This window comes from Nocardia sp. NPDC052112, from assembly GCF_040680135.1.
Lineage (GTDB): Bacteria > Actinomycetota > Actinomycetes > Mycobacteriales > Mycobacteriaceae > Nocardia.
Genome location: NZ_JBFAWD010000005.1, coordinates 23,861 through 46,210, shown reverse-complemented (window position 1 = coordinate 46,210; position 22,350 = coordinate 23,861). Strand labels below are relative to the sequence as shown.

Annotated in this window: 22 protein-coding genes; 13 read left to right on the top strand and 9 right to left on the bottom strand. The window is 66.0% G+C overall.

The genetic code is table 11. The annotated features are described in order from the left end of the window. The first annotated feature begins 1 nt into the window (after position 1). Positions 2 to 1,252 carry a hypothetical protein gene (locus AB0L58_RS11050; protein WP_364384730.1) on the top strand — a complete coding sequence of 417 codons (1,251 nt, stop codon included), beginning with the start codon at positions 2 to 4 and terminating at the stop codon, positions 1,250 to 1,252. Next, positions 1,249 to 2,775: a serine/threonine-protein kinase gene (locus AB0L58_RS11045; protein ID WP_364384728.1), complete on the top strand. Its 1,527-nt coding sequence runs from the start codon at positions 1,249 to 1,251 to the stop codon at positions 2,773 to 2,775. The genes AB0L58_RS11050 and AB0L58_RS11045 overlap by 4 nt, the downstream gene beginning before the upstream one ends. A 10-nt stretch (positions 2,776 to 2,785) precedes the next feature. On the opposite strand, the gene AB0L58_RS11040 is transcribed toward AB0L58_RS11045, so the two are convergent. Beyond that, positions 2,786 to 4,216 (bottom strand): amidase, encoded by a 1,431-nt coding sequence (locus AB0L58_RS11040; protein ID WP_364384725.1) that lies wholly within the window; start codon positions 4,214 to 4,216, stop codon positions 2,786 to 2,788. A 163-nt stretch (positions 4,217 to 4,379) separates the two neighbouring features. On the opposite strand from AB0L58_RS11040, the gene AB0L58_RS11035 reads away from it, so the two are divergent. Then, the gene (locus AB0L58_RS11035) at positions 4,380 to 5,246 is read left to right on the top strand and encodes an alpha/beta hydrolase (RefSeq protein ID WP_364384722.1); all 867 of its coding nucleotides are present in this window, start codon (positions 4,380 to 4,382) and stop codon (positions 5,244 to 5,246) included. Continuing rightward, complete coding sequence (locus AB0L58_RS11030) at positions 5,233 to 5,832, top strand: TetR/AcrR family transcriptional regulator (RefSeq protein WP_364384719.1); 600 nt, start codon at positions 5,233 to 5,235, stop codon at positions 5,830 to 5,832. Before AB0L58_RS11035 ends, AB0L58_RS11030 begins: the two co-directional genes overlap by 14 nt. 66 nt (positions 5,833 to 5,898) lie before the next feature. Here AB0L58_RS11030 and AB0L58_RS11025 read toward each other — a convergent pair whose 3' ends face one another. From AB0L58_RS11025 to AB0L58_RS11015, 3 genes are all read right to left on the bottom strand, one after another. Continuing rightward, complete coding sequence (locus AB0L58_RS11025; protein WP_364384717.1) at positions 5,899 to 6,672, bottom strand: M15 family metallopeptidase; 774 nt, start codon at positions 6,670 to 6,672, stop codon at positions 5,899 to 5,901. A 7-nt stretch (positions 6,673 to 6,679) separates the two neighbouring features. Next, on the bottom strand, positions 6,680 to 7,195 hold the full coding sequence (locus AB0L58_RS11020; RefSeq protein ID WP_364384714.1) for an HIT family protein: 516 nt from the start codon (positions 7,193 to 7,195) through the stop codon (positions 6,680 to 6,682). Between the two features lie 140 nt (positions 7,196 to 7,335). Next, positions 7,336 to 9,138: a serine/threonine-protein kinase PknD gene (locus AB0L58_RS11015; protein WP_364384712.1), complete on the bottom strand. Its 1,803-nt coding sequence runs from the start codon at positions 9,136 to 9,138 to the stop codon at positions 7,336 to 7,338. Between the two features lie 254 nt (positions 9,139 to 9,392). Here AB0L58_RS11015 and recO point away from each other — a divergent pair, with 254 nt between their 5' ends. The 7 genes from recO to AB0L58_RS10980 all read left to right on the top strand — a co-directional run bounded on the left by recO (position 9,393) and on the right by AB0L58_RS10980 (position 15,822). Continuing rightward, positions 9,393 to 10,166 carry a DNA repair protein RecO gene (gene recO, locus AB0L58_RS11010; protein WP_364384709.1) on the top strand — a complete coding sequence of 258 codons (774 nt, stop codon included), beginning with the start codon at positions 9,393 to 9,395 and terminating at the stop codon, positions 10,164 to 10,166. 154 nt (positions 10,167 to 10,320) lie between these two features. Beyond that, positions 10,321 to 11,142: an isoprenyl transferase gene (locus tag AB0L58_RS11005; protein ID WP_364385613.1), complete on the top strand. Its 822-nt coding sequence runs from the start codon at positions 10,321 to 10,323 to the stop codon at positions 11,140 to 11,142. 31 nt (positions 11,143 to 11,173) lie between these two features. Continuing rightward, positions 11,174 to 11,584 (top strand): hypothetical protein, encoded by a 411-nt coding sequence (locus tag AB0L58_RS11000; protein WP_364384707.1) that lies wholly within the window; start codon positions 11,174 to 11,176, stop codon positions 11,582 to 11,584. A gap of 84 nt (positions 11,585 to 11,668) precedes the next feature. Next, on the top strand, positions 11,669 to 12,631 hold the full coding sequence (locus AB0L58_RS10995) for an ABC transporter ATP-binding protein (protein ID WP_364384704.1): 963 nt from the start codon (positions 11,669 to 11,671) through the stop codon (positions 12,629 to 12,631). A 1-nt stretch (position 12,632) separates the two neighbouring features. Then, the gene (locus tag AB0L58_RS10990; RefSeq protein ID WP_364384701.1) at positions 12,633 to 13,412 is read left to right on the top strand and encodes an ABC transporter permease; all 780 of its coding nucleotides are present in this window, start codon (positions 12,633 to 12,635) and stop codon (positions 13,410 to 13,412) included. 548 nt (positions 13,413 to 13,960) lie between these two features. Then, positions 13,961 to 15,121, top strand: a complete 1,161-nt coding sequence (locus tag AB0L58_RS10985) for a sensor histidine kinase (RefSeq protein WP_364384698.1) — start codon at positions 13,961 to 13,963, stop codon at positions 15,119 to 15,121. A 95-nt stretch (positions 15,122 to 15,216) separates the two neighbouring features. Beyond that, entirely contained in the window at positions 15,217 to 15,822 is a 606-nt protein-coding gene (locus AB0L58_RS10980; RefSeq protein ID WP_364384695.1) for a response regulator transcription factor, read from the top strand. Between the two features lie 501 nt (positions 15,823 to 16,323). Here AB0L58_RS10980 and AB0L58_RS10975 read toward each other — a convergent pair. Continuing rightward, on the bottom strand, positions 16,324 to 16,944 hold the full coding sequence (locus tag AB0L58_RS10975; protein WP_364384693.1) for a TetR/AcrR family transcriptional regulator: 621 nt from the start codon (positions 16,942 to 16,944) through the stop codon (positions 16,324 to 16,326). Positions 16,945 to 17,046: 102 nt separating this feature from the next. Here AB0L58_RS10975 and AB0L58_RS10970 point away from each other — a divergent pair, with 102 nt between their 5' ends. Continuing rightward, positions 17,047 to 18,024 carry a hypothetical protein gene (locus AB0L58_RS10970; RefSeq protein ID WP_364384690.1) on the top strand — a complete coding sequence of 326 codons (978 nt, stop codon included), beginning with the start codon at positions 17,047 to 17,049 and terminating at the stop codon, positions 18,022 to 18,024. A gap of 272 nt (positions 18,025 to 18,296) precedes the next feature. On the opposite strand, the gene AB0L58_RS10965 is transcribed toward AB0L58_RS10970, so the two are convergent. The 3 genes from AB0L58_RS10965 to AB0L58_RS10955 all read right to left on the bottom strand — a co-directional run bounded on the left by AB0L58_RS10965 (position 18,297) and on the right by AB0L58_RS10955 (position 20,157). Further along, complete coding sequence (locus tag AB0L58_RS10965; RefSeq protein WP_364384687.1) at positions 18,297 to 19,169, bottom strand: hypothetical protein; 873 nt, start codon at positions 19,167 to 19,169, stop codon at positions 18,297 to 18,299. A gap of 200 nt (positions 19,170 to 19,369) precedes the next feature. Next, positions 19,370 to 19,804 (bottom strand): Fur family transcriptional regulator, encoded by a 435-nt coding sequence (locus AB0L58_RS10960; RefSeq protein WP_364384684.1) that lies wholly within the window; start codon positions 19,802 to 19,804, stop codon positions 19,370 to 19,372. Between the two features lie 2 nt (positions 19,805 to 19,806). Next, on the bottom strand, positions 19,807 to 20,157 hold the full coding sequence (locus AB0L58_RS10955) for a metalloregulator ArsR/SmtB family transcription factor (RefSeq protein ID WP_062991218.1): 351 nt from the start codon (positions 20,155 to 20,157) through the stop codon (positions 19,807 to 19,809). A gap of 194 nt (positions 20,158 to 20,351) precedes the next feature. Here AB0L58_RS10955 and AB0L58_RS10950 point away from each other — a divergent pair, with 194 nt between their 5' ends. Further along, positions 20,352 to 21,743, top strand: coding sequence for a glycine--tRNA ligase (locus AB0L58_RS10950; RefSeq protein WP_364384681.1), 1,392 nt, complete (start codon positions 20,352 to 20,354; stop codon positions 21,741 to 21,743). Between the two features lie 87 nt (positions 21,744 to 21,830). Here the strand turns inward: AB0L58_RS10950 and AB0L58_RS10945 are convergent, their stop codons facing one another. Beyond that, positions 21,831 to 22,229 (bottom strand): DUF1707 domain-containing protein, encoded by a 399-nt coding sequence (locus AB0L58_RS10945; RefSeq protein WP_364384679.1) that lies wholly within the window; start codon positions 22,227 to 22,229, stop codon positions 21,831 to 21,833. Between the last annotated feature and the right edge of the window lie 121 nt (positions 22,230 to 22,350).

The window sequence follows — 22,350 nt, the reverse complement described above, 5'->3', positions numbered from 1 at the left end:
CGTGCGGAACCGGATCTCGCGGATATTCACCGCCGTGGCGGCTTCGGTGTCGATGCTGGTCTTGATCACCGGCTGCACGGTGCTGGGTCATCCGATGCGGGAACGCCTCGACTTGCATTCGCTCGTCGGCGGATACAGCCTCTATCCGCTGGGTGCGCCTTCGGCTACCGATGAAAGTTACGGCCGTACACTCGAATCGGTCCGGATGGGGGAAGTGGCCGTCGATCCGGTGGCGGTGGATCCGACGCTGACCCTCGGCTTGAACGGATTTCCCGCGGTACCGGTGCCGACTCCGGCCATTGCTGTGGCGTTCTTGGCTGCTCCGGTTCGAGCTGTCCTCGAGAAGCGCGGAATGCTGGCCGGTTTCGCGATCGGGGCCAGCGATAAGGAGGCCGGGCGCGTGCCGGCCGTCGGCGTTGCTCGGCTACTGACCGTGCTGCTGCTGCGCTTTCCGGATGCCGATGCCGCCCGGCATGCGGCCGAGGAGATCGACGCTGTCGACGCTGCCGTCAGTCCGGAGAATGCCGCCGTCACGATCCCGGAATACCCGTCAGCGCACGGCCATTGGCGTCCGAATGTGCCGACGATCGCGGCGTCGCTGGCTCAGGAATCGTTCGTGATAACTGTGCTCGCCGGGGATACGGTCGCGGATCTCGGTGCCTTGACGGGTATGGCGCGCAAGGTTTTCGACGCGCAGGTGCCGCTACTGGGCGGGTTTGCGGCCACGCCGCCGGACAGGTTCGTGGCATTGTCGCTCGATCGTGACGGCATGCTGGGCCGGATGGTGCCGAAAGCTCCGGGCCGGTGGGCGTTTCCGGCCGTGACATTCGGTGCACGACAACAGAATGCGGGCTGGGACAGTGCAATTCAGGCCAGTGGTGTCGTGTACGGTCCACGTGCGACCCAGTTGTTTCGCGGCACCGCCAAGCCGGGTGCGCCAGAGTTGGTTGCCTTCAACGGGTTGGATGCGCTGTACCGCTTCGCAGATGCCGCGGCCGCGCGCCAATCCTTCGACAAGGGCAAGAAGGGCGATGCCGAGCAAGGGCTGCGGGGGATTGCCGGTCCGGCCGGTGTCCCCGATGTCTCCTGTTCTCAGGAGAGGTCGGCCAGCGCGGTCTATCCGTTCAATCTCGTCTGCCGCGTGCTGTACGGGCGTTATGTCGCAACGCTTTTCGGTAGGCAGCCAACAGACTTCCAGCAACGAGCCGCGGCCCAATACGCGGTCTTGGCCAATAGCGAGCCCGCGACATGACGTTCGTTCCGGGCACGGTGTTCGCCGGGTACATCATCGAGCGCGTGCTGGGTGCGGGTGGGATGGGGACGGTGTACGTCGCGCGGCATCCCAGGTTGCCGCGCCGCGATGCACTGAAAGTGCTGTCGGAGACGCACAGCGGTGACTGCGAGTTCCGTGCCAGGTTCATTCGGGAAGCCGAACTGGCGGCACGACTCGACCACCCCAATATCGTTGCGGTGCACGACCGGGGTGTTACGGAGGGGCACCTCTGGATCGCGATGCAGTTCGTCGACGGTTTCGATGCGGCCGCGCTCATCCGCCGCGGTGCCGCCGAACTGCCGCCCGAACGGGCGGTGCACATCGTCGTGGAGGCCGCCCGAGGTCTGGATGCGGCGCATCAGGCCGGATTGCTGCATCGCGACGTCAAACCGGGCAATATTCTGCTGCACGCTCGACCGGGACAGCCGGATCGGGTACTCGTCACCGACTTCGGTATCGCCAGGGCCACTGGACAGGCGACGGTACTCACCGAGGTGGGTTCGGTGTTGGCGACACTCGCCTATGCGGCGCCGGAGCAACTCATGGCGGGCGCGGTCGATCACCGGGCCGATGTGTACGCATTGGGCTGTACGCTCTTCGAATTGCTCACCGGCACAAAGCCTTTCCCTCGCAACAGCACCGTCGCGGTGCTGCAGGCGCATATTCAGGACTCGCCACCGCGACCAACAGCGCTGAATCGGGCGCTGCCGCCGGCGATCGACGATGTGGTTGCCCGCGCGATGGCGAAGAACCCGGACCAGCGATATCCGTCGTGTGGTGCGCTGGCGGACGCCGCGGTGGCGGTGCTGCACGGTCGACCGACCGAATCGGCGGCCGTGCCGCCGCGTCCGGTGCACGAGTCAGGTCGGAAGTTCGCGGTTGCCGGTGTCGTGGGCGCGGTTATCGTGGCCCTCGCCATTGTGGGTGCGGTTGTGCTGCACGGCGTTTCGTCCGACCAATCCTCCGGTGTTGCCGCCTCGGCGACGAGTACGTCGATGCCGACCGGGGCGTCGACGGCCGGAACCGCGTCGTGGGGCAATTACAGCTATATCGCTCAGGCCTTTCCGGCGCTGCTGCCGTCGAGTCCGTTCAGTAGTGGGTATCAGGGCATCCGGTGCGTCGCAGTCGATGCGGACGATAAACCCGTCGACGTGAACCGCCCCGCGGCTGCCGTCGGCCACCTTTCGTGCACCGGAAACCGGGATCCGGTGGTGATGATGTTGTTGTCCTGCAACACGAATCGAAATCCGACCACGGTGCAGCCCTTCACGGATGCGGTTACCGTCGGCGATGAACACTGGCAGCGCGCATTCGGGGACGGCCGGTTGATCTGGTCCGATACGACTACCGCGCCGAATGATCCCAACGGCGGCAACCGGCCGACGGGCGTCATGCAGGTCCAATTCGACGATCCGGCCCGCAAGTTCTGCCAGTTGCAGGTCTATGGCGGAAACTCCGGACAGGACCTGCACGACCGCTGGTGGCCGGACGCACCCATCTGATGGGAGCGCCTCACCACCAGGGATCGGGGCGGTTACGCTCCCAGTGCAGTTCCGATTCCAGTTGTGCCGCAACGGAAACCAGGAGCGGCTCGGTGTTCGCGGTCCCCATCAGTTGCGCGCCGACCGGGAGGCCGGTTTCGGTGAAACCGGCCGGAACATTCACCGCGGGCCAGCCGAGAACGTTCCAGGGCCAGGTGTACGGGCAGGCCGCCGTGATGAGGTCGTTGGTGGCGTTGACGCCGATGCCGTCGATCTCTTCGGCGCGCGGTGGCGGAGTCGCGGTGGTCGGGGCCAGCACCAGATCGTAGTCGCGGAAGAAGCCGCCGATTCGCTTGTGCAGCAGGGTTTCCGCCTGTCGCGCGGCGAACAGTGCCGGTCCGCCGAGTGCACGGCCGAACCGGACGTTCGCGGTCGTGCGCGGATCCACCTGTACGCCAGGCATTTTGTCGTAGACGTGTCGGACGCCCGCCAGCGAGCGGGGCAGGAAGGACGCGCCGATCATGATGCCGTAATGCAGATCCGCCACGGTCACCGAATGACCGAGGCGACGCAATGCGGTGGCGATGCGTTGCACCGCGACCTCGACCTGTGGATGCAGCGCGGTGCTGGTGGCGGTGAACGGGATGCGCAGCGAGAGGGCGATACGCAACCGTCCCGGATCACGGCCGACGGCGTCGGAGACGGTGAGCGGTTCGGGGGTGTGCAGATCACCGGGATGCGGTCCGGCGGCGGTGTCGAGCAGCAGCGCGGCATCGGCGACGGTGCGTGCCAACGGTCCGTTCACGGTGAGACCGTGGAATGCCTCGGCCGCGGGCCAGGTGGAGATGCGGCCGCGCTGTGGTTTGATCCCGACGAGATTGGTCCATGCGGTCGGGATGCGGACCGAACCCGCGCCGTCGGAACCCAGTGCGGCGGGTACCAATCCGGCCGCGACTGCGGCCGCCGAACCGCCGGATGAGCCGCCCGGGGTGTATTCGGCACCCCATGGGTTGCGGGTGTGGCCGAAGGCGGCACCGCTGGTGAACGGCAGTTGGCCGAGTTCGCAGGTATTGGTCTTGCCGACGATCACCGCACCGGCCGCGCGCAGCCGTCGAACCGATTCCGCGTCTTCGGTTTTCGGTGGGAGATCGCCGCCGCAGCCGAAAGCCGTTGGCTCGCCTGCGATATCGGTATCATCCTTGATCGCGATCGGCACGCCGAGCAGTGGGAGTCGCTTGCCCGCGGCCAAGCGTTCGTCGGCCGCGGCCGCCTCGGCGAGTGCCTTTTCGCGCCGGACGATGCGGAAGGCGTTCAGGGTGGGCTGGCTCGCCTCGATCCGGTCCAGGGCGGCACCGACCGCGGCCACGGAGCTGATCCTGCCCTGCGCGAGGGCGGTCACGAAGTCGGCGAGGCCGAGTTCGGCGGTTTCGAATGGGCGCAGGGAGGGGTCCGACACCGTCATGTGAGCTCTGTCTCCTTCGTTGGTCGTTGCACCGTAGCGCGCGATCTGGTCAATCGTCCACATTCAGGAGCGAATCTCCACCCGAGGTAGGAGGCTCGGACTATAGACATACATACCGTATGTATGTAATGGTGGACACGCACTGCGAGCACATGGAGGAACCATGGGAATCAGTACGTCACTCGGCCGCACGCATGAGGTGGATCTCCCCGGCGGCCGCATTCGATATCACGACACGGGGGAGGGTGCGCCGGTCGTTTTCGTGCACGGCCTGCTCGTCAACTCCGATCTCTGGCGCAATGTCGTCCCCACCGTCGCGGCGGCGGGTTATCGCTGCCTCAGTCCGGACCTGCCGCTCGGCTCACACGAAATTCCGGTCCCCGCAGCGGATCTCACGCCCACCGGGGTCGCCGATCTGATCGCAGACTTCCTGGAGCGGCTCGACCTCACCGACGTCACCGTGGTCGCCAACGACACCGGCGGCGCGATCACCCAGTTGTTGCTGACCCGTCGGCCGGAGCGGATCGGCCGCGTCGTCTTGACATCGTGCGACGCCTACGAGGCGTTCTTCCCGCCTGCCTTCGCGGCGCTGCCGGTGCTGGCGCGGGTTCCCGGCTCGCTGCGGCCGCTGACCGAGTTGATGCGCATTCGTGCGCTGCACCGGCTGCCGATCGCCTTCGGCTGGGTGACCAAGCGTCCGGTCCCGCCGGAGATCGCCGACTCCTATCTGCTGCCGAGCCGGAATTCGGCGGCGATCCGCAAGGATCTGCGCCGGTTCCTGAAGACCGTGCATCGCCGCTACACGCTCGACGCCGCCACCCGATTCCCGTCGGTGCGGATTCCGGTGCTGATCGTCTGGGCGCGCGAGGACAAGATCTTCCCGGTCTCGTTCGCCGAACGCCTGGCCGCCGACCTGCCCAACGCCACTGTGAAATTCATCGACGACTCCTACACGTTCCTCTCCGAAGATCAGCCCGAGTTGCTCTCCGAAACGATTCTGGAGTTCACTCGGCTGCATGCAACGCCGTAGTCAGGAGGATCGCTCCCGTGCCACCCGAGCCGCGCTCGAGCAGGCCGGTCGCCGGTTGTTCGCCGAGCGCGGTTTCGCGGCGACCTCGGCCGAGGAACTCGTGACCGAGGCGGGCGTCACCCGCGGCGCCCTGCACCACCACTACGGCGATAAGCGCGGGCTGTTTCTCGCCGTGCTCGAACAACTAGAGGTCGAGAGCACCCAGGAAATCGAAAACGCCATCGGCGCAGGGGATCCCGATGACATTCTCACCTCGATGGCCATCGGGCTGAACGTCTTCTTGGAGATCTGCCAGCGCCCCGAGATGATCCGCATCACCCTCTACGACGCGCCCGCCGTTCTCGGCTGGCAGGCCTTTCGCGAATTCGAGGCGCGCCATGGGCTCGGGTTGGTCATCGCCGAGTTGGAACGCGCCCGCGACGCCGGACTGATCGCCGATGCCCCGATTCCGGTCCTGGCCCAGCTCATCTTCAGCGCCGTCGCCGAAGCGGGCCTGATCGTCGCCCACGCCACGGACAAAGCAGCCGCACAGGCCCAGGCCCAACAGTCCCTGCTGCTGCTCATCGGCGGCATCCTCCGCACCTGATGTGTGTCGCAGAGCTAGTGCATTGTGTGCGGAGGGCACTGGTTATGCGGGATCGGGCATGGGGCGTTATTTGATCGGGAAGTCGAAGTATGTGGTCGGGAACGGCTCGTCTTTCAAGGTGAAGTGCCACCACTCCTCGGCGAGGTTTTTGAAACCGTGCTCATCCATGAGGGTCACCAACAGCTCCCGGAGTGCGCGCTGATTACCGCTCGGCGCTGGATCGGCCGTATGCGCGAGTGGATCGAAGCAGTCGTAGCCCGTGCCGAAGTCCAGGCTGTTGTCCCGGAAGCGCTGGTCGGTGGGGAGTGTGCAGGCGCGCAGCGGATCACCGGGGTGATACTGCTCCTGATCGGTGGGCGGTAGCGCGACGATCGTGAGATCCAGGGTGCTGCCCCGGCTGTGACCGGACTTCTCCGCGATGTACCCGTCCCGGAACAGATTCGCTTTGTCCACCGTCGGATAGAACTCGGCCCGCATCTTGGTGTCGCCGAGATCCTTTGCCCAACTGACGAATTGGTCCACCGCCCGCTGCGGCCGGTAGCAGTCGTAGGTTTTCAGCCCCAGGCCCATGGGCCGCAGTTCCCGCTGTACTTCCACCACCGCCGCGGCGGCCTGCTTCGTCAACAAGCACTTCGGCGCTTCATACCCGTTGATCCGTCCACCGATGAAATTGTGCTCCCCGAAGTACCGCGCATCGACAACGATCGTCGGATCCAGTTCCGTCACCGAAACGAACGCCGTCTCATCCGCCGCAGGCGAACTCGGCTGCTTCGCACACCCCGCGACCCCGGCAGCCGCGACCGCCGCCAAAACCACTGAGCAGAACCGAATTCCGCGCATCAGCAGATCATAGCCGCGGATCTACGTTCGGCGAACCGAGTTCCCTCCGCAACCGCTCGCCCAACTCTGCGGCCTCCGCATCCGACCACGGAATCACCCCGTGCTCCGCCATCAACGCATGAAACTGCTGATGCTCATACGGCGTGCCGGGCGTGAGTGGCTGCACGTGCCAGTGCACATGCGCATTCCCCTGCTGGCTACCGAGCGAGAGCAGATAAGTGCGCTCGGCGGGCACCACGGCTTCTACCGCCCGCGCGACCCGATGAATCAACGCCTGCAATCGCAGGTACGCGTCGGGCTCGAAATCCCGAACCACATGCTCGATATGCGTCTTCGGAGCCACCAGTACGTGGCCGTACATCGTCGGATATCTCCCGAGAAATGCGATGTGCGTGCCGTCATCGAAGACGACCTCATGCGCCGAACCGGGTGCACCCGCGACCAGGTCACAGATGAAGCAGCCGCCCGATCGCACCCGCTCTCGGTAGGCCGTCATATCGAACGGAACTCGATCTTCACGCACGTTTCCCTCCAGCTGGATCCATGACCGAGACATGTTCTGTCACAACGACGAATCGGATGACCGATGGCTTGTCGAGTACTCGGTCCGTACGACGCCTGCATACAGGATCTGCGGAACCCCCGAATTACGCGGAACGGGGGTCAGCGGGTCGGGAGTTTCACCACCGGATCGGGGCCGAGGTCGGTGATGTACACGTCGCCCGCCGAGTCGACCGCCACACCCTGGGGATTCTTCAGGCCGGTGAACGGCAGCGGGGTCGGCGTCGACGCGCCCGCCGCCAACATCACCACCCATTTGTTACCCCAGTCGACGACGTAGACATTTCCCGCCGTGTCGACCGCCAAGCCCTGGGGATCCTTGAGCCCGGTGAACGGGAACATGGTCGGTGCCGGTGCGCCCGCCGCCAACATCTTCACCTGCTCGGTACCCAATTCGGTGACGTATACGTTGCCCGCCGGGTCGACCGCCACGCCATCGGGACCTTGGAGCCCCGTCAACGGCAGTGTCGTCGGCGTCGCCGCGCCCGCCGCCAACCGCACCACCCGATCATTACCCCGGTCGGCGACGTATACGTCGCCCGCGCTGTCGACCGCCACACCGTGGGGATCCTTCAGGCCGGTGAACGGCAGCGGGGTCGGCGTCGACGCGCCGGCCGCCAATTTCAGTACCCGATCGTTGCTCGTGTCGCTGACGTATACGTTGCCCGCCGGGTCGACCGCCACATCCTGGGGATTCTTCAGGCCGGTGAACGGCAGCGGGGTCGGCGTCGACGCGCCGGCCGCCAATTTCAGTACCCGATCGTCACCCATGTCGGTGATGTATACGTTGCCCGCTGGGTCGACCGCCACACCGGTGGGCAGGCTGACGCCGGTGAACGGCAGCGGAGTCTGTGACGAGTAGGCCGGGGAGGCGGGTGTGGGCGAGTTGCCACCGCCGCCTGATTCCCGTTGGACACCGAGAACGACAGCAACGGCGGCCACCACCGCAACCGCGACCGCAGCGACGAGCAGCCCGGCGGTCTTGGGTGACAATCTGATTCGCCGCCCATGGCGCGCAGCCACGCCCCCGGTGGCGCCGACCGCGGAATCGCCCACCGCGGCGCTGGCCGCCGCGGCCAGCTCGCGCACGGTCTGGTAACGATGGTCGGGGTTTTTGGCCATTCCCTTGGCGATGACCGCATCGAAAGCGGCCGGTACATCGGGTGTAGCGGTGCTGGGACGCGGGGGCGGGGTATGCAGGTGATGGGCGATCACACCCTGCATCCCCAATGTGCTCGCAAACGGCGGCCGTCCGGTCAGGCACTCATGCAGCACGCACGTCAACGCGTACACGTCCACTCGGGCATCGGCCTTGACCTCCGCGCCGATCTCCTCCGGTGCCATGTAGGCGACGGTGCCGATGGTCTCGCCGGTCGTGGTCAGCGTGCGGTCGTCGGCGGCGTGGGCGATCCCGAAGTCGATCAGGTAGGCGAACTCATCGGCCCCCAGCAGGATGTTGGTGGGTTTCACATCGCGGTGGACCAGCCCGACGTCGTGGGCCGCCTGCAGCGCGCCGGCCACCTGCGCGACGATCGCCACTGCCCGCCGCGGCGACAAGGCTCCTTCTCGCGTGATCACCTTGCGCAGGTCGGTGCCCTCGATCAAGCGCATATTCAGATAGAGCCGACCGTCGATGTCGCCGAAGTCGTGGATGGGGATCACATGCGGCTCGGTCAATTGCGCCACCGCCCGGCACTCCCGGCGGAACCGCTCGCGCAGCTGCTCGTCATCGGCGAAGCGCTCGGGCAACAGCTTGAGCGCCACCACCCGATTGGTCAGCGAATCATGCGCCCGCCACACCTGGCCCATGCCGCCCTGACCCAGCAGCGACAGCAGCCGATAGCGTCCGAACGCCTGCTCTGGCCCCCACGTGGCGTCCCCGCCACCCACTGACATGTCATCCATTGTGCCGTCCTGTGACCACCCGACTGGCAAACGGTGTACTTGCTTGCATTCCAACCCTCGCCCGCGAGCGGGTAGTCCCACACTAGTTGATTAGCCAGGCCAGACAGTCGAGAGTAGACGCTATTGTCGGCGCGCGATTTCCCAGCCATGCTCGTGCCGGCAAGTACGCGGCAACCGGGCCGGTGCTGCAGGGCGATATGTGCCGATGGCCGCGCCTGGGGTGCGGGGCCGGGGGTTCGTGGGAGGATGACGGGGTGCGGTTGTATCGGGATGAGGCGGTTGTGGTTCGCCAGCACAAGCTGGGGGAGGCGGATCGCATTGTCACGTTGTTGACGCGGCAGCACGGGTTGGTGCGGGCGGTGGCCAAGGGGGTGCGGCGGACCAAATCGCGGTTCGGGGCGCGGCTGGAGCCGTTCGCGTATGTGGATGTGCAGCTGCATCCGGGCCGCAATCTCGACACGGTCACCCAGGTGCACACCATGGAGGCATTCGCCGCCGATATCGTCGACGACTACGGCCGCTACACCACGGCCTGCGCGGTGCTGGAGACCGCGGAGCGGCTGGCCGGTGAGGAGCGCGCGCCCGCACCGAAGCTGCATGCGTTGACCGCGAGCGCGCTGCGGGCGATCGCCGCCAAACAGCGCCCGCACGAGCTGATCCTCGACGCATACCTGTTGCGCGCCATGGGTTTTGCCGGTTGGGCTCCCGCACTGGACGAATGCGCGCGCTGTGCGACACCCGGCCCGCATCGCGCCTTCCATGTCGCCGCCGGTGGCGCTGTCTGCGTGCATTGCCGCCCGCCGGGTTCGGCCACTCCGGCCCCGGGCGTGCTGGATCTGTTGATCGCACTGCTGAAGGGCGAGTGGGACTACGTCGAGCAGGTGCCCGAGCAGATCCGCAGACAGGCCAGCGGCCTGGTCGCGGCACACCTGCAGTGGCATCTGGAACGTCAGCTGCGCACTCTGCCGCTGGTCGAGCGGTCGCGCTCGACCAGCGTGGAGCCGGCTACCGCGGGGCAGGCGGGCTGAACAGCGCCGACTGCGCGGGAGCGCTCATTCTCTTGCTACTCACGCGGGATCGGCGCGGATTTCGGTGTTGAATGGGGTGGTCGGACCAACCTGTCCAGTGCATCGGGTGGTCCGCACAATCCCTCCACAACCATCAGGCAGGATAGGTGCCGTGATCCTCCGTCGAGACTCCGCCGCGCCGACCAGCTCGACCAGCGCACGGTCGGGTGCCGAACGCACCGTCCGTCCGCCGTCGCCGCATCCGTCGGGGGCGACGCCGCCGGAATTGCCGCCGGAGTTTGTGCCCAATCATGTGGCGCTGGTGATGGATGGCAATGGGCGCTGGGCGCAGGAGCGCGGGCTGCCGCGCACCGCGGGACACGAGCGTGGTGAGGCGGTGTTGATGGACACCGTCGAGGGTTGTATCGAGATCGGCGTGAAGTGGCTCTCGGCCTACGCCTTCTCCACCGAGAACTGGCGGCGCAGTCCGGAGGAGGTGCGCTTCCTCATGGGGTTCAATCGGGATGTCATCCGCCGCCGTCGCGACGAGATGCACGAGATGGGGGTGCGGGTGCGTTGGGCGGGGCGGCGCCCGCGCCTGTGGCGCAGCGTGATCAAGGAACTGGAGATCGCGCAGGAAATGACCAAAGACAACACGGTGATGACCCTCACCATGTGCGTCAACTACGGTGGTCGCGCCGAAATCGCCGATGCGGCAAGGGAAATCGCGCGTCGTGTGGCCGCGGGCGAAATCGACCCGGAGCGGGTGACCGAGGCGACGGTCGCCGCGTACCTGGACGAGCCGGATATGCCGGACGTCGATCTGTTCCTGCGCCCCTCCGGCGAATTCCGCAGTTCGAACTTCCTCATCTGGCAGTCCGCCTACGCCGAATACGTCTACCAGGACACGCTGTTTCCCGATTTCGACAGGCGCAACTTGTGGGAGGCCTGTCTCCAGTACGCTTCGCGTGACCGTCGCTTCGGGGGGACCAAGTGAACGGCGGCAGCAAATGAACGGCGGCACCGATATGGACGCAGCAGTGACCCCCGAACAAGAGCTACAGGCCCGCGCCGGCGCCTGCCTATCGCTCTACGACGTCGATGTGCGCGTCGACCCGGAGGGCTCGATCGGCTTCGAATACGAGGGCGCGCTGTGCTCATTGCGCGCTGTGACGCTGGCACCCGGCCTGGACGTGCTGACGCTGACCTGCGTGCTGGCCTGGGACCGCCCGCTCAAGCCGCAGCTGCACAAGCGAGTCGCCGAGCGCAACAGCGCAATTCAGTTCGGATCGATCACGCTGATCAGCCGCGGCAATCAGGCCGACGTCATGTTGCGCTACACCTTCCCGGCCGCCGGTCTGGACGATCAGGCGCTGGCCACCATGCTGCTGCTGGTGCTCTCCGGTGCGGGTAAGGCGAGGCAGGGACTGCTGCCCTGAACCGCTGACCGCATGACAGATGTCATGGCAGCTTCGTGACACTCAGGCGAGGTGCCCGACCCCGGTTCGGGCGACCGTTGAGTCATGACATCGGCACTGACATCCACGGCCATCTTCGCCGCGGCAGGCGGCTCGGGCAGGCACCGGGCATCGTCCGCGATCGAACTGCGCGGTCTGCACAAGAGCTTCCGACTCCCGGGCGGCGGCGAGGTGCATGCCGTCGACGGACTCGACCTGGTGGTCGCGCCAGGCGAGATCGTGGCCTTCCTCGGCCCCAATGGCGCGGGCAAAACAACCACCATCGATATGTTGCTCGGGTTGGCGACGCCGGACTCCGGCAGCGTCCGGGTTTTCGGCGGCACACCGGCGGAAGCGCTTGTGGCAGGGCGTGTTTCGGCGGTACTGCAATCCGGCGGGCTGCTGCCCGAGCTGACCGTCGCCGAGACCGTGCAGCTGGTGGCCACGCTGCACGCGCATCCGCGTCCGGTCGATGCGGTACTCGCCCGCGCCGGTATCGCCGATATCGGCGGTCGGCTGGTCGGCAAATGTTCGGGCGGGCAGAAGCAGCGGCTGCGGTTCGCGCTCGCGCTGCTGCCGAATCCGGACCTCATCGTGCTCGACGAGCCGACCACCGGCATGGATGTGGAAGGGCGCCGGGAGTTCTGGAATGCGATGCGCGAGGATTCCGATCGCGGCCGCACCGTTGTCTTCGCCACCCACTACCTCGACGAGGCCGACGCCTACGCCGACCGGATCGTGCTGGTGCGCGCGGGCCGGGTGGTCGCCGACGGCAGTGCCGCCGAGATCAAGAACCTGGCCACGGGACGCGCCGTCAGCGCAACCCTGCCCGGTGCCGATCCGACCCGGCTGCTCACGGCCCCCGGCATCGACGATGTCGAACTGCGCGGTGACCGAATCATCGTGCACACCAAGGATTCCGACGCGGTGGCCCGCTATCTGCTCACCGAAACCGCTGCGGTCGATCTCGAAATCACCTCGCACAATCTCGAGTCCGCGTTCCTGGCGCTCACCACCGGAGACAACTGATATGACCACACTTGCCCCGCAAGCTGTTTCGGCGCGAGTTCCGCTCGGCGGCTTCAGCCTCGGCTTCCTGCGCCTGGAACTGCGCCGCATGCTGCGCAATCGGCGCACCATGATCTTCACGCTGGTCATGCCGCCACTGTTCTTCGTCATCTTCGGGCTGCAATCCGATTTCCGGACACAGTCTTTCGGCTCGGGCAATGTCACCGGCTACGTGATGGTGTCGATGGCGGTGTACGGCGCGATGTTGGCCACCACCAGCGGCGGCGCGATGGTCGCGATCGAACGTGCGCAGGGCTGGAGCCGGCAATTGCGGCTCACCCCATTGCGCCCCGTCGCCTATATCGCCACCAAGGTCGCCGTCGCAATGGTGCTCGGCCTGGTTTCGGTCACCGCGGTCTTCGTCGTCGGCGGAATCTTCGGCGCCCACCTGACGGTCACCGCCTGGGTGAGCTGCTTCCTGCTCGCGTGGGTCTGCTCGCTGGTGTTCGCCGCCTTCGGCCTGTTCGTCGGCTACCTGCTGCCCTCGGAGAATGTCATGCAGCTGCTCGGTCCGGCCCTTGCGGGCCTGTCCTTCGCGGGCGGGCTGTTCATGCCGCTGCACGGTTGGTTCGAAACGGTCTCCAAGATCTTCCCGACCAATGGCGTCGCCACCCTGGCCCGCATGCCCTTCGGCGACACCAGCGCAGGTTCGATCGCACTGGCCGTCCTCAATGTCGTTGTCTGGGCCACGATCTTCGTCGGCGGCGCGGCCATCCTGTTCCGCCGTGACACCGCACGCTGAACCATCCGGCACCGGCCGCCTACCCGTGCGGGCGGGCGGTGATGCCGCCTGGGTTGGCCATGTAGTGCGTGGTGAGGGGGCGCAGAGGCGCGGTGATGCCGCGTGGGTTGGCCGGACGTTGTGTGTTGAGGATGCGCTGGTGCTGTGGTGGGGCGTGCCCAGATGATGCGAGGTGGGGGTGTGCGGTTGTTTGGTGGTGCGGTGTGGGTTGGTCAGGTGGTGTGTGGTGGGGGTGTGCGGTTGTTCGGTGGTGCGGTGTGGGTTGGTCAGGTGGTGTGTGGTGGGGGTGTGCGGTTGTTCGGTGGTGCGGTGTGGGTTGGTCAGGTGGTGTGTGGTCGGGGTGTGCGGTTGTTTGGTGGTGCGGTGTGGGTTGGTCAGGCGGTGCGCGGCGGGGGAGCGCGGGTGCTCGGTCAGGTCGTGCGAGTGATCGAGAGGCTGCCGGGAGCGCCGATGGCGGCCCGTTCGGTAGCGTCGACCCCTGTGGTCGAGCACTTCGCGCGCATCCGGGGCCGGGTTTCGGTGTGTGCGTCGTCGGTGTGGGAGTGCCGATGGGTGTGAAGTCCGCGCTGCGGGGTGCTACGGCATCCGAATTGCTCGATCGGCTGGTCCGGGACGGTCGAATCGGGGTGAACGGGCGGCGGCGCGGATGGTTCGGCGGGTTCATGTCGGTCATCTGGCTGTCGTTCATGATCGGACCGATCATCCAGAGTTGGCGGCGTGCGGATCAGCCGACGGCGAGTGTGGCGACCGCCGCATTGCTCGCCTACGCGGCGCTGATCTTCGGTTCCTTCATCGTTTTCCGGCGGACCGACGGCACCAGCCGCTTGGTGGAGCCCCCGATCGACCGGCGTATGTGGGCCGCGCTCGCCGGAATGGCGGTGTGCAGCGCGGGGTTGATGGCATTGCTCGGGCCGATCGCGCTGGCGACGCCGATCTTCATCGGCGTGATCGCGATCTTCCATATGCCCGCACGCGAATCCGGCTACGTCGCGTGCACGGTGACACTCGCGATGCTGCTCGTACCGGTGGTGCTGCCGAGCCTGTCCGGGATGCCGTTTTACGTCTCCTTCGTACCCGCCCTGATCTGGGTGGCCAGGCAGCTCGGCCTGCGCGGCGAGCAGTTGGCCGAGCTGACTCGCCGGCAGCAGTCCGAACTCGCGATCGTCGAGGAGCGCAACCGGGTGGCGCGCGACGTGCACGATATCCTCGGCCATTCGCTGACCGTGATCACGGTGAAAACCGAACTTGCGCAACGTCTTATCGATGTGGATCTGGTGCGGGCCAGGGCCGAGATGGCCGATGTCGAGCGGCTGGCGCGGGAGGCGCTGGCCGGGGTCCGGGATACCGTCGGCGGTCTGCGCGAGGTATCGCTGCGCGGTGAATTGGCCAATGCGCGGACCGCGTTGGCGGCCGCCGATATCGACACCGTACTGCCGGATGCCGTGCCCGATACCCGCCACAGTGAGTTGTTCGGTTGGGTGCTGCGCGAGGCCGTCACCAACGTGATCCGACACAGTGCCGCCCGACACTGCACGGTCACGGTGACCGAGACGAGTATCGAGGTGGTCGACGACGGTCGCGGGCTGGGGACCGTCGAATCCGGATCCGGACTGTCCGGCCTGCGCGAACGGGTGCGGGCCGCCGGGGGAACATTGACGCTGTCGTCGTCCGAGGGAGGTGTTCGTGTGCGTGCAGCGGTGCCCGAGTGAAATGGTTCTGGGCGTGTACATTTCGGGCTTCTCCGCCCCGATTCGGTCGAACCCGCATCCTCGGATCCACTCCCGTCATCGAAGGGCCAGGTCGTATGATTCGCCTTCTGCTCGCCGACGACCAAGCACTCGTCCGCGGTGCGCTCGCCGCACTGCTCGGTCTGGAATCCGATCTGGAAGTTGTCGCGGAGGTGGGTCGCGGTGACGAAGTCCTGGATGCGGTCGCACGCACCACTCCCGATGTGGTGCTGCTGGATGTGGAAATGCCGGGCATGGATGGCATCGCCGTCGCGGCACGACTGCACGCCGCCCATCCGGATGTCCGCATCCTCATGGTCACGACCTTCGGCCGTCCCGGATATCTGCGGCGCGCAATCGACGCGGGCGCGAGCGGATTCGTCGTGAAGGACACCCCGGCCCGCGAGCTCGCCGATGCGGTGCGCCGAGTTCACCTGGGCCTACGTGTTGTCGATCCCGCCCTCGCCACCGAAACCCTGACCGTCGGCACCTCGCCACTGACCGCCCGCGAACGCGAGGTCCTAGCCGCCGCAGCCGACGGTGCCACCGCAGGCGCCATCGCCAAACAGCTACATCTGTCCGAAGGCACAGTCCGCAACCACCTGTCGTCCGCCATCGGCAAAACCGGAACCAGCACCCGCGCCGAAGCCGTCCGCACCGCCGAACGCCTCGGCTGGCTTTGAGCACTGGCGCAGCCGTCGGATTGCACTGCCGCACAATGTGCGCCGCCTCGCACAAGCCGCAACTTGCGCGAGGAAGCGACTTGATATGTGGCCCTGCCTCGGATCGGGCTGAACCTGCGCCGAGGTTGTCCGTGCCGTTGTGCCGTTGTGCCGTTGTGCCGCTGTCTGGCTTTGAGCGTGCGGCGCGGCAGTCGGAGTGCGTTTGTCACATAATCAGCGCTTGCATCGCAGAGGTTGCAGCTTGCAGCTTGCGTGAGGGAGCGACTGGGTGTGTGACCCCGCCTCGCTCGGACTGAATCTGTGCCGAGGTCGCCGTGCGCCTGAGCTCGCCAGCGTGCGGTGACGCACTCCGGGCGGCCGTCGGAGCGCAACCAGCCTCTGCCTCACACAGGTTGCAGCTTGCAGCTTGTGCGAGATAGGCACTGGGTATGTGACGCTCGCCTCGGACCGGTGCCTCGCGGATTCGAGGCCAGCGCCGAACGGGCGGAGTGCAATCTCCGACTACGCGTTGTTCGGGTGCGCGCCGGGTGGGCCGTAGGGGAGCAGGGTCGCTACGCCACGAGCCAGGGCTTCCGGGTCCACGTCGCTGACGATCAAGTGCTGCAACATGAATCCCGGCACCAGGCCGATGAGCGCCATCGCGACCGCATGGACATCGGTATCAGGCGGCAGCCAGCCGACCTCCACCATGCGCTCGACGTATTCGTACCAGCGTTCGCGCATCGCGCGCACGGCGTCCTTGATGTATTCGGCCGCCTCCTCGTGCACCAGCGCCAGCGCCCATGCCTGTGGTGCGAGCCGGACCGGACCATCCGGGCCGCTGCGCTCGACTATGTACTCGGCGATGACCCGGACGAGCTGGGCCGGGGTAGGCAGTGGATCGGACCGGATTGCCTCGGCCATGGTGGCGCGTAGTTCGACCGTCGACTCGGTGGCCAGGGCGGCGATGATGTCGTTCTTGCTCTTGAAGTACCGGTAGACCGCCCCGGCGGACAGGTCCGATTCGGTGAAGATGTCCTGCATCGAGGTCTCGTAGAAACCCTTGCGGGCAAAACAGAGCTGCGCCGCGTCGAGGATCTGCTGCCTGCGACGTTCCAGGTGTTCTGCACTGACTCTCGGCATGGTTCCAAAGTAAAACGAATGCTCGTTCTTGACAACCTGAATGGGCCGTGCGACCGTATCTCTATCGAAAGAGAACGATCATTCGATTTATGGGAGAACGTCATGAATACGACCCAGCGGGCAGTCGGGGTCGGCGTCGCAGCGGCCCTGCTCCAGGCGTTGATGCTGATCGCCTTCGCCTGGCCTGCGGCCCATATCGCGCCGCGCGATCTGCCCATCGCCGTCAGCGGCCCACAGGCCGCCGCGGTCGCCGACAAACTGACCCAGCACGATCCGGATGCCTTCGATATCAGCAATCCCGCCGACGAAGCGGCGGCGCGCGATGCGATCGAGAACCGGGACGTCTACGGCGCCATCATCACCGGTGCCGGCGCACCGCGTGTGTTGGTCGCCTCCGGTGCGAGTCCCGTTGTGGCACAACAGCTCACCGCGATCGCCCAGCAGCTGTCCGGCGCGCCCGGCGCGCCGGTCGAGGATGTGGTGGCCGCCGATCCGGACGATCCGCGCGGCACCGCCTTCGGCGCGATGGTATTGCCGCTGGTCATGTCGGGTATCGCGGCGGGTGTCGTGCTCAGCCTGTTGATTCCGTCGGTCGGTGGTAAGGCGATCGGTCTGATCACCTTCGGCATCGCGGGTGGGCTGTCGAGCATCGTGATCATTCAGACCTGGATGTCGGTGGTCCCTGGTCCCTATCTGACGCTGGCCGCCGTCGCCGGTCTGGTGTCGTTCGCGGTCTCCGGTGCGGTCGTCGGCCTGTCCGGTGCGATCGGCCGCGCGGGCATCGGCATCGCCGCGCTGACCATGCTGCTGGTCGGCAACCCATTCTCGGCCGCGACCTCGGCCCCGGAGCTCCTGCCGCAGCCGTGGGGTGCCGTCGGCCAACTGCTGCCACCGGGTGCCGCCGCGTCACTGCTGCGCTCGGTCGCCTTCTTCGACGGTGCCGCTGCTACCAAACCCCTTGTGGTCCTGGTCATCTGGGCTCTGGCCGCGCTGATCCTGCTCGGCCTCGGCGCACTCCGCGGACGGCGTCCGGCGACAGATTCCACCCCGGTCCGCTCGGGCGACCCGGTCGCCGTCTGATCCATACCGCTCCGAAAATCGACCGCGGGCCGCCACTCAGTGGCGGCCCGCGGCCACGGCGCCGGCGAGGAGGCCACGAGGCGCGTCGCCGCGCCGAAACGGTGAAACACCCTGATCGGGTACACAGCACTGCCGCATACTCGTGCGCCAGCCGCCGAATCGCCTCGACGTCGACACCGGTGAGCGGCGCGGCGAGGGCGCGGATCCGATACGGCGAGACCACTGGGCCACCATCGCTCGGCCATCCGAATGATGGTGGCCCGCTGGGGCTCTCAGGAGATGGTGAAGGCGAAGTTCGGGGCGGCCCCCTCACCCCTGTTCGCGTCGTAGGTCACCACGTAGGTGCCGGTGGCCGGGGACGGAACCACGAAAATGACGTAATTCTTCGCGTTGTCGATGGTTTCGTTGGTGTTCAGCAGCTCGTTGATCGGCCCGCGGACATCGGCGGGAGTCGTTTGGCCGTCCGGGGTTTTCACGGTGAAGTAGTCGTAGAAGACATTCAGTCCGCCCGCGGATATCCCGGGTCCACCAATGATTTTGACGTGCAACGAGAGATCCATTTTGTCGCGCTCGTTCTTGGTGTAACTGGGAGTCAGTGTGCCACCGGTGATTTCGATCGTCGTCTGATCCTGCACCAGTTTGCCGGTGACAGTCAGCGTCTTCGGCGCGACACCCTCGACCTGCGCCGAGGCCTTCAGCGGAATCTTGGTCTGATTATCCGACGCTTGTCCGTAGATCACGGTAATGGTGTCGAGCAGATGCTCGGCATCGTGCAGCGTCTTGACCGAGGTGCTGACTTTGCCGGTGGCCGAACCCTTTCCGGGCACGGTCGGTGAGTCGAAGCTCGCCCCGGCATCGACCTCCTTGTCGACCTGCAGGTAGGTGTTATTGCTGATGGTCTTGTTGTCGGGGGTGGTGTTCTTGTAGGTGATGTCGATCAGCACCTTGGCGCCGCCGTATTCGTCGGGCACCACGGTCGCCTTGTCCACCGTGATATCGAAACCCTCGTACCACCCGGTCTTGCCGATGGTACGGATGGTCGATTGGCCGCTTTTCGCCCCCGGTTGCCCCTGGCCGATGGTGCTCTGCGCGGACGCTGTCGTCGTCGGACCCGACTTGCTGTCCTTGTCATCGCACGCCGTCATGAGCAGGGCGGAACTGCCGATGAGTACGGCCGCTCCGATTGTAGTGATTTTCCGGCGTCTGTCCGCCGCGAAAATGGTCGATCGCACGCTGCCTCCCAGAAGATTTCGATCTCAGTGCGCGCCGCCCGGAACGTCCGGACGTCAGGTGATTCGCAGTGAAATCTTCCTCGGTGCCAGCGCCGTTAACTAACTGGCCGCCATCATATTTCGGAGCGGTCTGCCTTGGCGCATTCGCAGCAGGTACCGAAGATCTCCATGGTGTGGCTGACCTCGGTGAATCCGTGTTCGCCCGCGATGGTTTCGGCCCATGCCTCGACCGTTGGTCCCTCGACCTCGACGGTACGTCCGCAGTGGCGGCAGACCAGATGGTGGTGGTGTCCGGTGGAGCACTGTCGATAGACGGACTCCCCGGTGTCGGTGCGCAATACATCGACGAGTCCGGCATCGGCCAGCGACTGCAGCGTGCGGTAGACGGTGGTCAGTCCGATGCCCTCGCCGCGGCGGCGCAATTCGTCGTGCAACTCCTGTGCGGAGCGGAACTCGTCGATATCACCGAGCAGCGCGGCGATCGCACTACGCTGCCGGGTGCTGCGAATGCCAACCGGTTTCTCCGGCAAGGCCGTCTTATCCGGCACGATCACCCTTCCTCGGCATGGGCCACGGCATCGACCACGATATGCGCCAGGTGGTCGTCGACGAGTTCGTACAGCACTTCGCGGCCCGAGCGTTCCCCGTGCACCACGCCCGCGGACTTGAGAATCCGCAGATGCTGGCTGACCAGCGGTTGGGTGACGCCGAGCACATCGACCAATTCGTGCACACAACGCGGCGATTCACGCAATTGCAGCACAATGGCGATGCGCACCGGGGCGGCGAGGGCGCGCAGTAGCTCGCCCGCGTCCTCCAGGACGCTCCGCGTCGGCACCGGCACCGGCGCGGGTGATCGGTACGGGTTGTGCGGATGGGCGGTAGCGGTCTCGGCCGTCATCGAACCAACTCCTTATTGGAAAGCGATTCCATTTTGATATGCACAGTTGCGCATGTCAAACGAGCGCGCCGACTACTAGGTGTGTGCGGTGCAAAACCGGTTGGCCGGTGCCGATAGGCTGGAGGGCAATCTTCAGCCGAGTCGAGCGACTCGGCGCAATCGAATCCGACTCGCAGTGGATGGAGAATTCTCGAGTGGCACCCAAGTCGAAGGTGGACACCGTTGCCAACCTCGCCAAGCGCCGGGGTCTGGTGTACCCGTGTGGTGAGATCTACGGCGGCACCAAATCGGCGTGGGACTACGGTCCGCTGGGTGTCGAGCTCAAGGAGAACATCAAGAAGCAGTGGTGGCGCTCCACGGTCACCAGTCGCGAGGATGTGGTCGGCCTCGACTCGTCGGTGATTCTGCCGCGTCAGGTGTGGGTCGCATCCGGCCACGTCGGTGTCTTCAACGATCCGCTGGTCGAATGCCTGAACTGTCACCACCGGCACCGGCAGGACCACCTGCAGGAGGCATACGCGCTCAAGCACAAGATCGACGACCCGGATTCGGTCTCGATGGAACTGGTGGCGTGCCCGGACTGTGGCACCGTCGGTCGCTGGACCGAACCGCGCGACTTCAACATGATGCTCAAGACCTACCTCGGCCCTGTCGAGTCCGAAGAGGGTCTGCACTACCTGCGCCCGGAGACCGCGCAGGGCATCTTCGTCAACTTCGCCAATGTGATGACCACCGCGCGCAAGAAGCCGCCGTTCGGCATCGCGCAGATCGGCAAGAGCTTCCGCAACGAGATCACCCCCGGCAACTTCATCTTCCGTACCCGTGAGTTCGAGCAGATGGAGATGGAGTTCTTCGTCAAGCCGGGTGAGGACGCGGAGTGGTACAAGTACTGGATCGACACTCGGCTCGCCTGGTACACCGACCTCGGCATCGACCCGGAGAACCTGCGGCTCTTCGATCATCCGAAGGACAAGCTGTCGCACTACTCGGCGGGCACCACCGATATCGAGTACCGCTTCGGCTTCCAGGGTAATGAGTGGGGTGAGCTGGAGGGCATCGCCAACCGCACCGACTTCGACCTGAAGACCCATTCGGAGCATTCCGGCAACGACCTGAGCTACTTCGACCAGACCACCAATGAGCGCTACATCCCGTATGTCATCGAGCCCGCAGCCGGGCTGACCCGCTCGCTGATGGCGTTCCTGGTCGATGCGTACACCGTCGACCAGGCGCCCAATGCCAAGGGCGTGATGGAGGAGCGGATCAGTCTGCGGCTGGACCGCAGGCTCGCACCGGTCAAGGCGGCGGTGCTGCCGCTGTCGCGCAATGCGGATCTGACGCCGAAGGCGAAAGATCTTGCCGCACAGCTGCGCAAGAACTGGAATGTGGAATTCGACGATGCCGGTGCCATCGGCCGCCGCTACCGGCGCCAGGACGAAATCGGTACGCCGTTCTGTATCACCGTCGACTTCGAAACCCTCGAAGACCAGGCGGTCACCGTTCGCGAGCGCGATTCCATGGCGCAGGAGCGGATCGCGCTGGACAAGGTCGAGGGCTACTTGGCGCAGCATCTCATCGGCGCCTGAATTCGATGACGAGCGATGCCCTGCCGCGCCGCGGTAGGGCATCGCTCGTCGGTCAATGCTCCCGGATCGCCTGCGCCGCAGGTGAATTCAGCGTCTGTCCGGTTTCTGGTTCGACTGCAGGAGCAGCCCGATCGCGCTCGGGATCAGCAGCGCGCAGCCCCAGGGCACCGCGACCCAGAACGGCCAGAAGTATCCGGCGCCGGTCGCCACCCAGATCGTGAGGCACAGTGCGTTCACCGCGGCCCACGGAATCCACATGATGACGACCCACTGCGGCACCCGTCGGACCGCCGGGACCGCTTTGCGCGGTACGGGCAGATCCGACAGGAGCGGAGTCAGCTCGCCATAGGTCTTGGCGGCGTATACCTGTTTGAGTCGATCGTCGTATTCGTGCAGCGACAACCGGCCGTCGTTCATCGCCACCCGTAATTGTTCGGCGATTTTGTCGCGGTCTGCGTCCGATGCCCGCAGCCTTTCCTCACCCACGGGTGTCAGCTTAGGGGCTGGTGGGCGTCCGTGGCAGTGCGTCTCGAGAATCACCGGGCATGGAAATATCCGGCGGGGTTACTCGGTTGAGGGGCGATGTGCCGTATGTCACCGAGTAGGC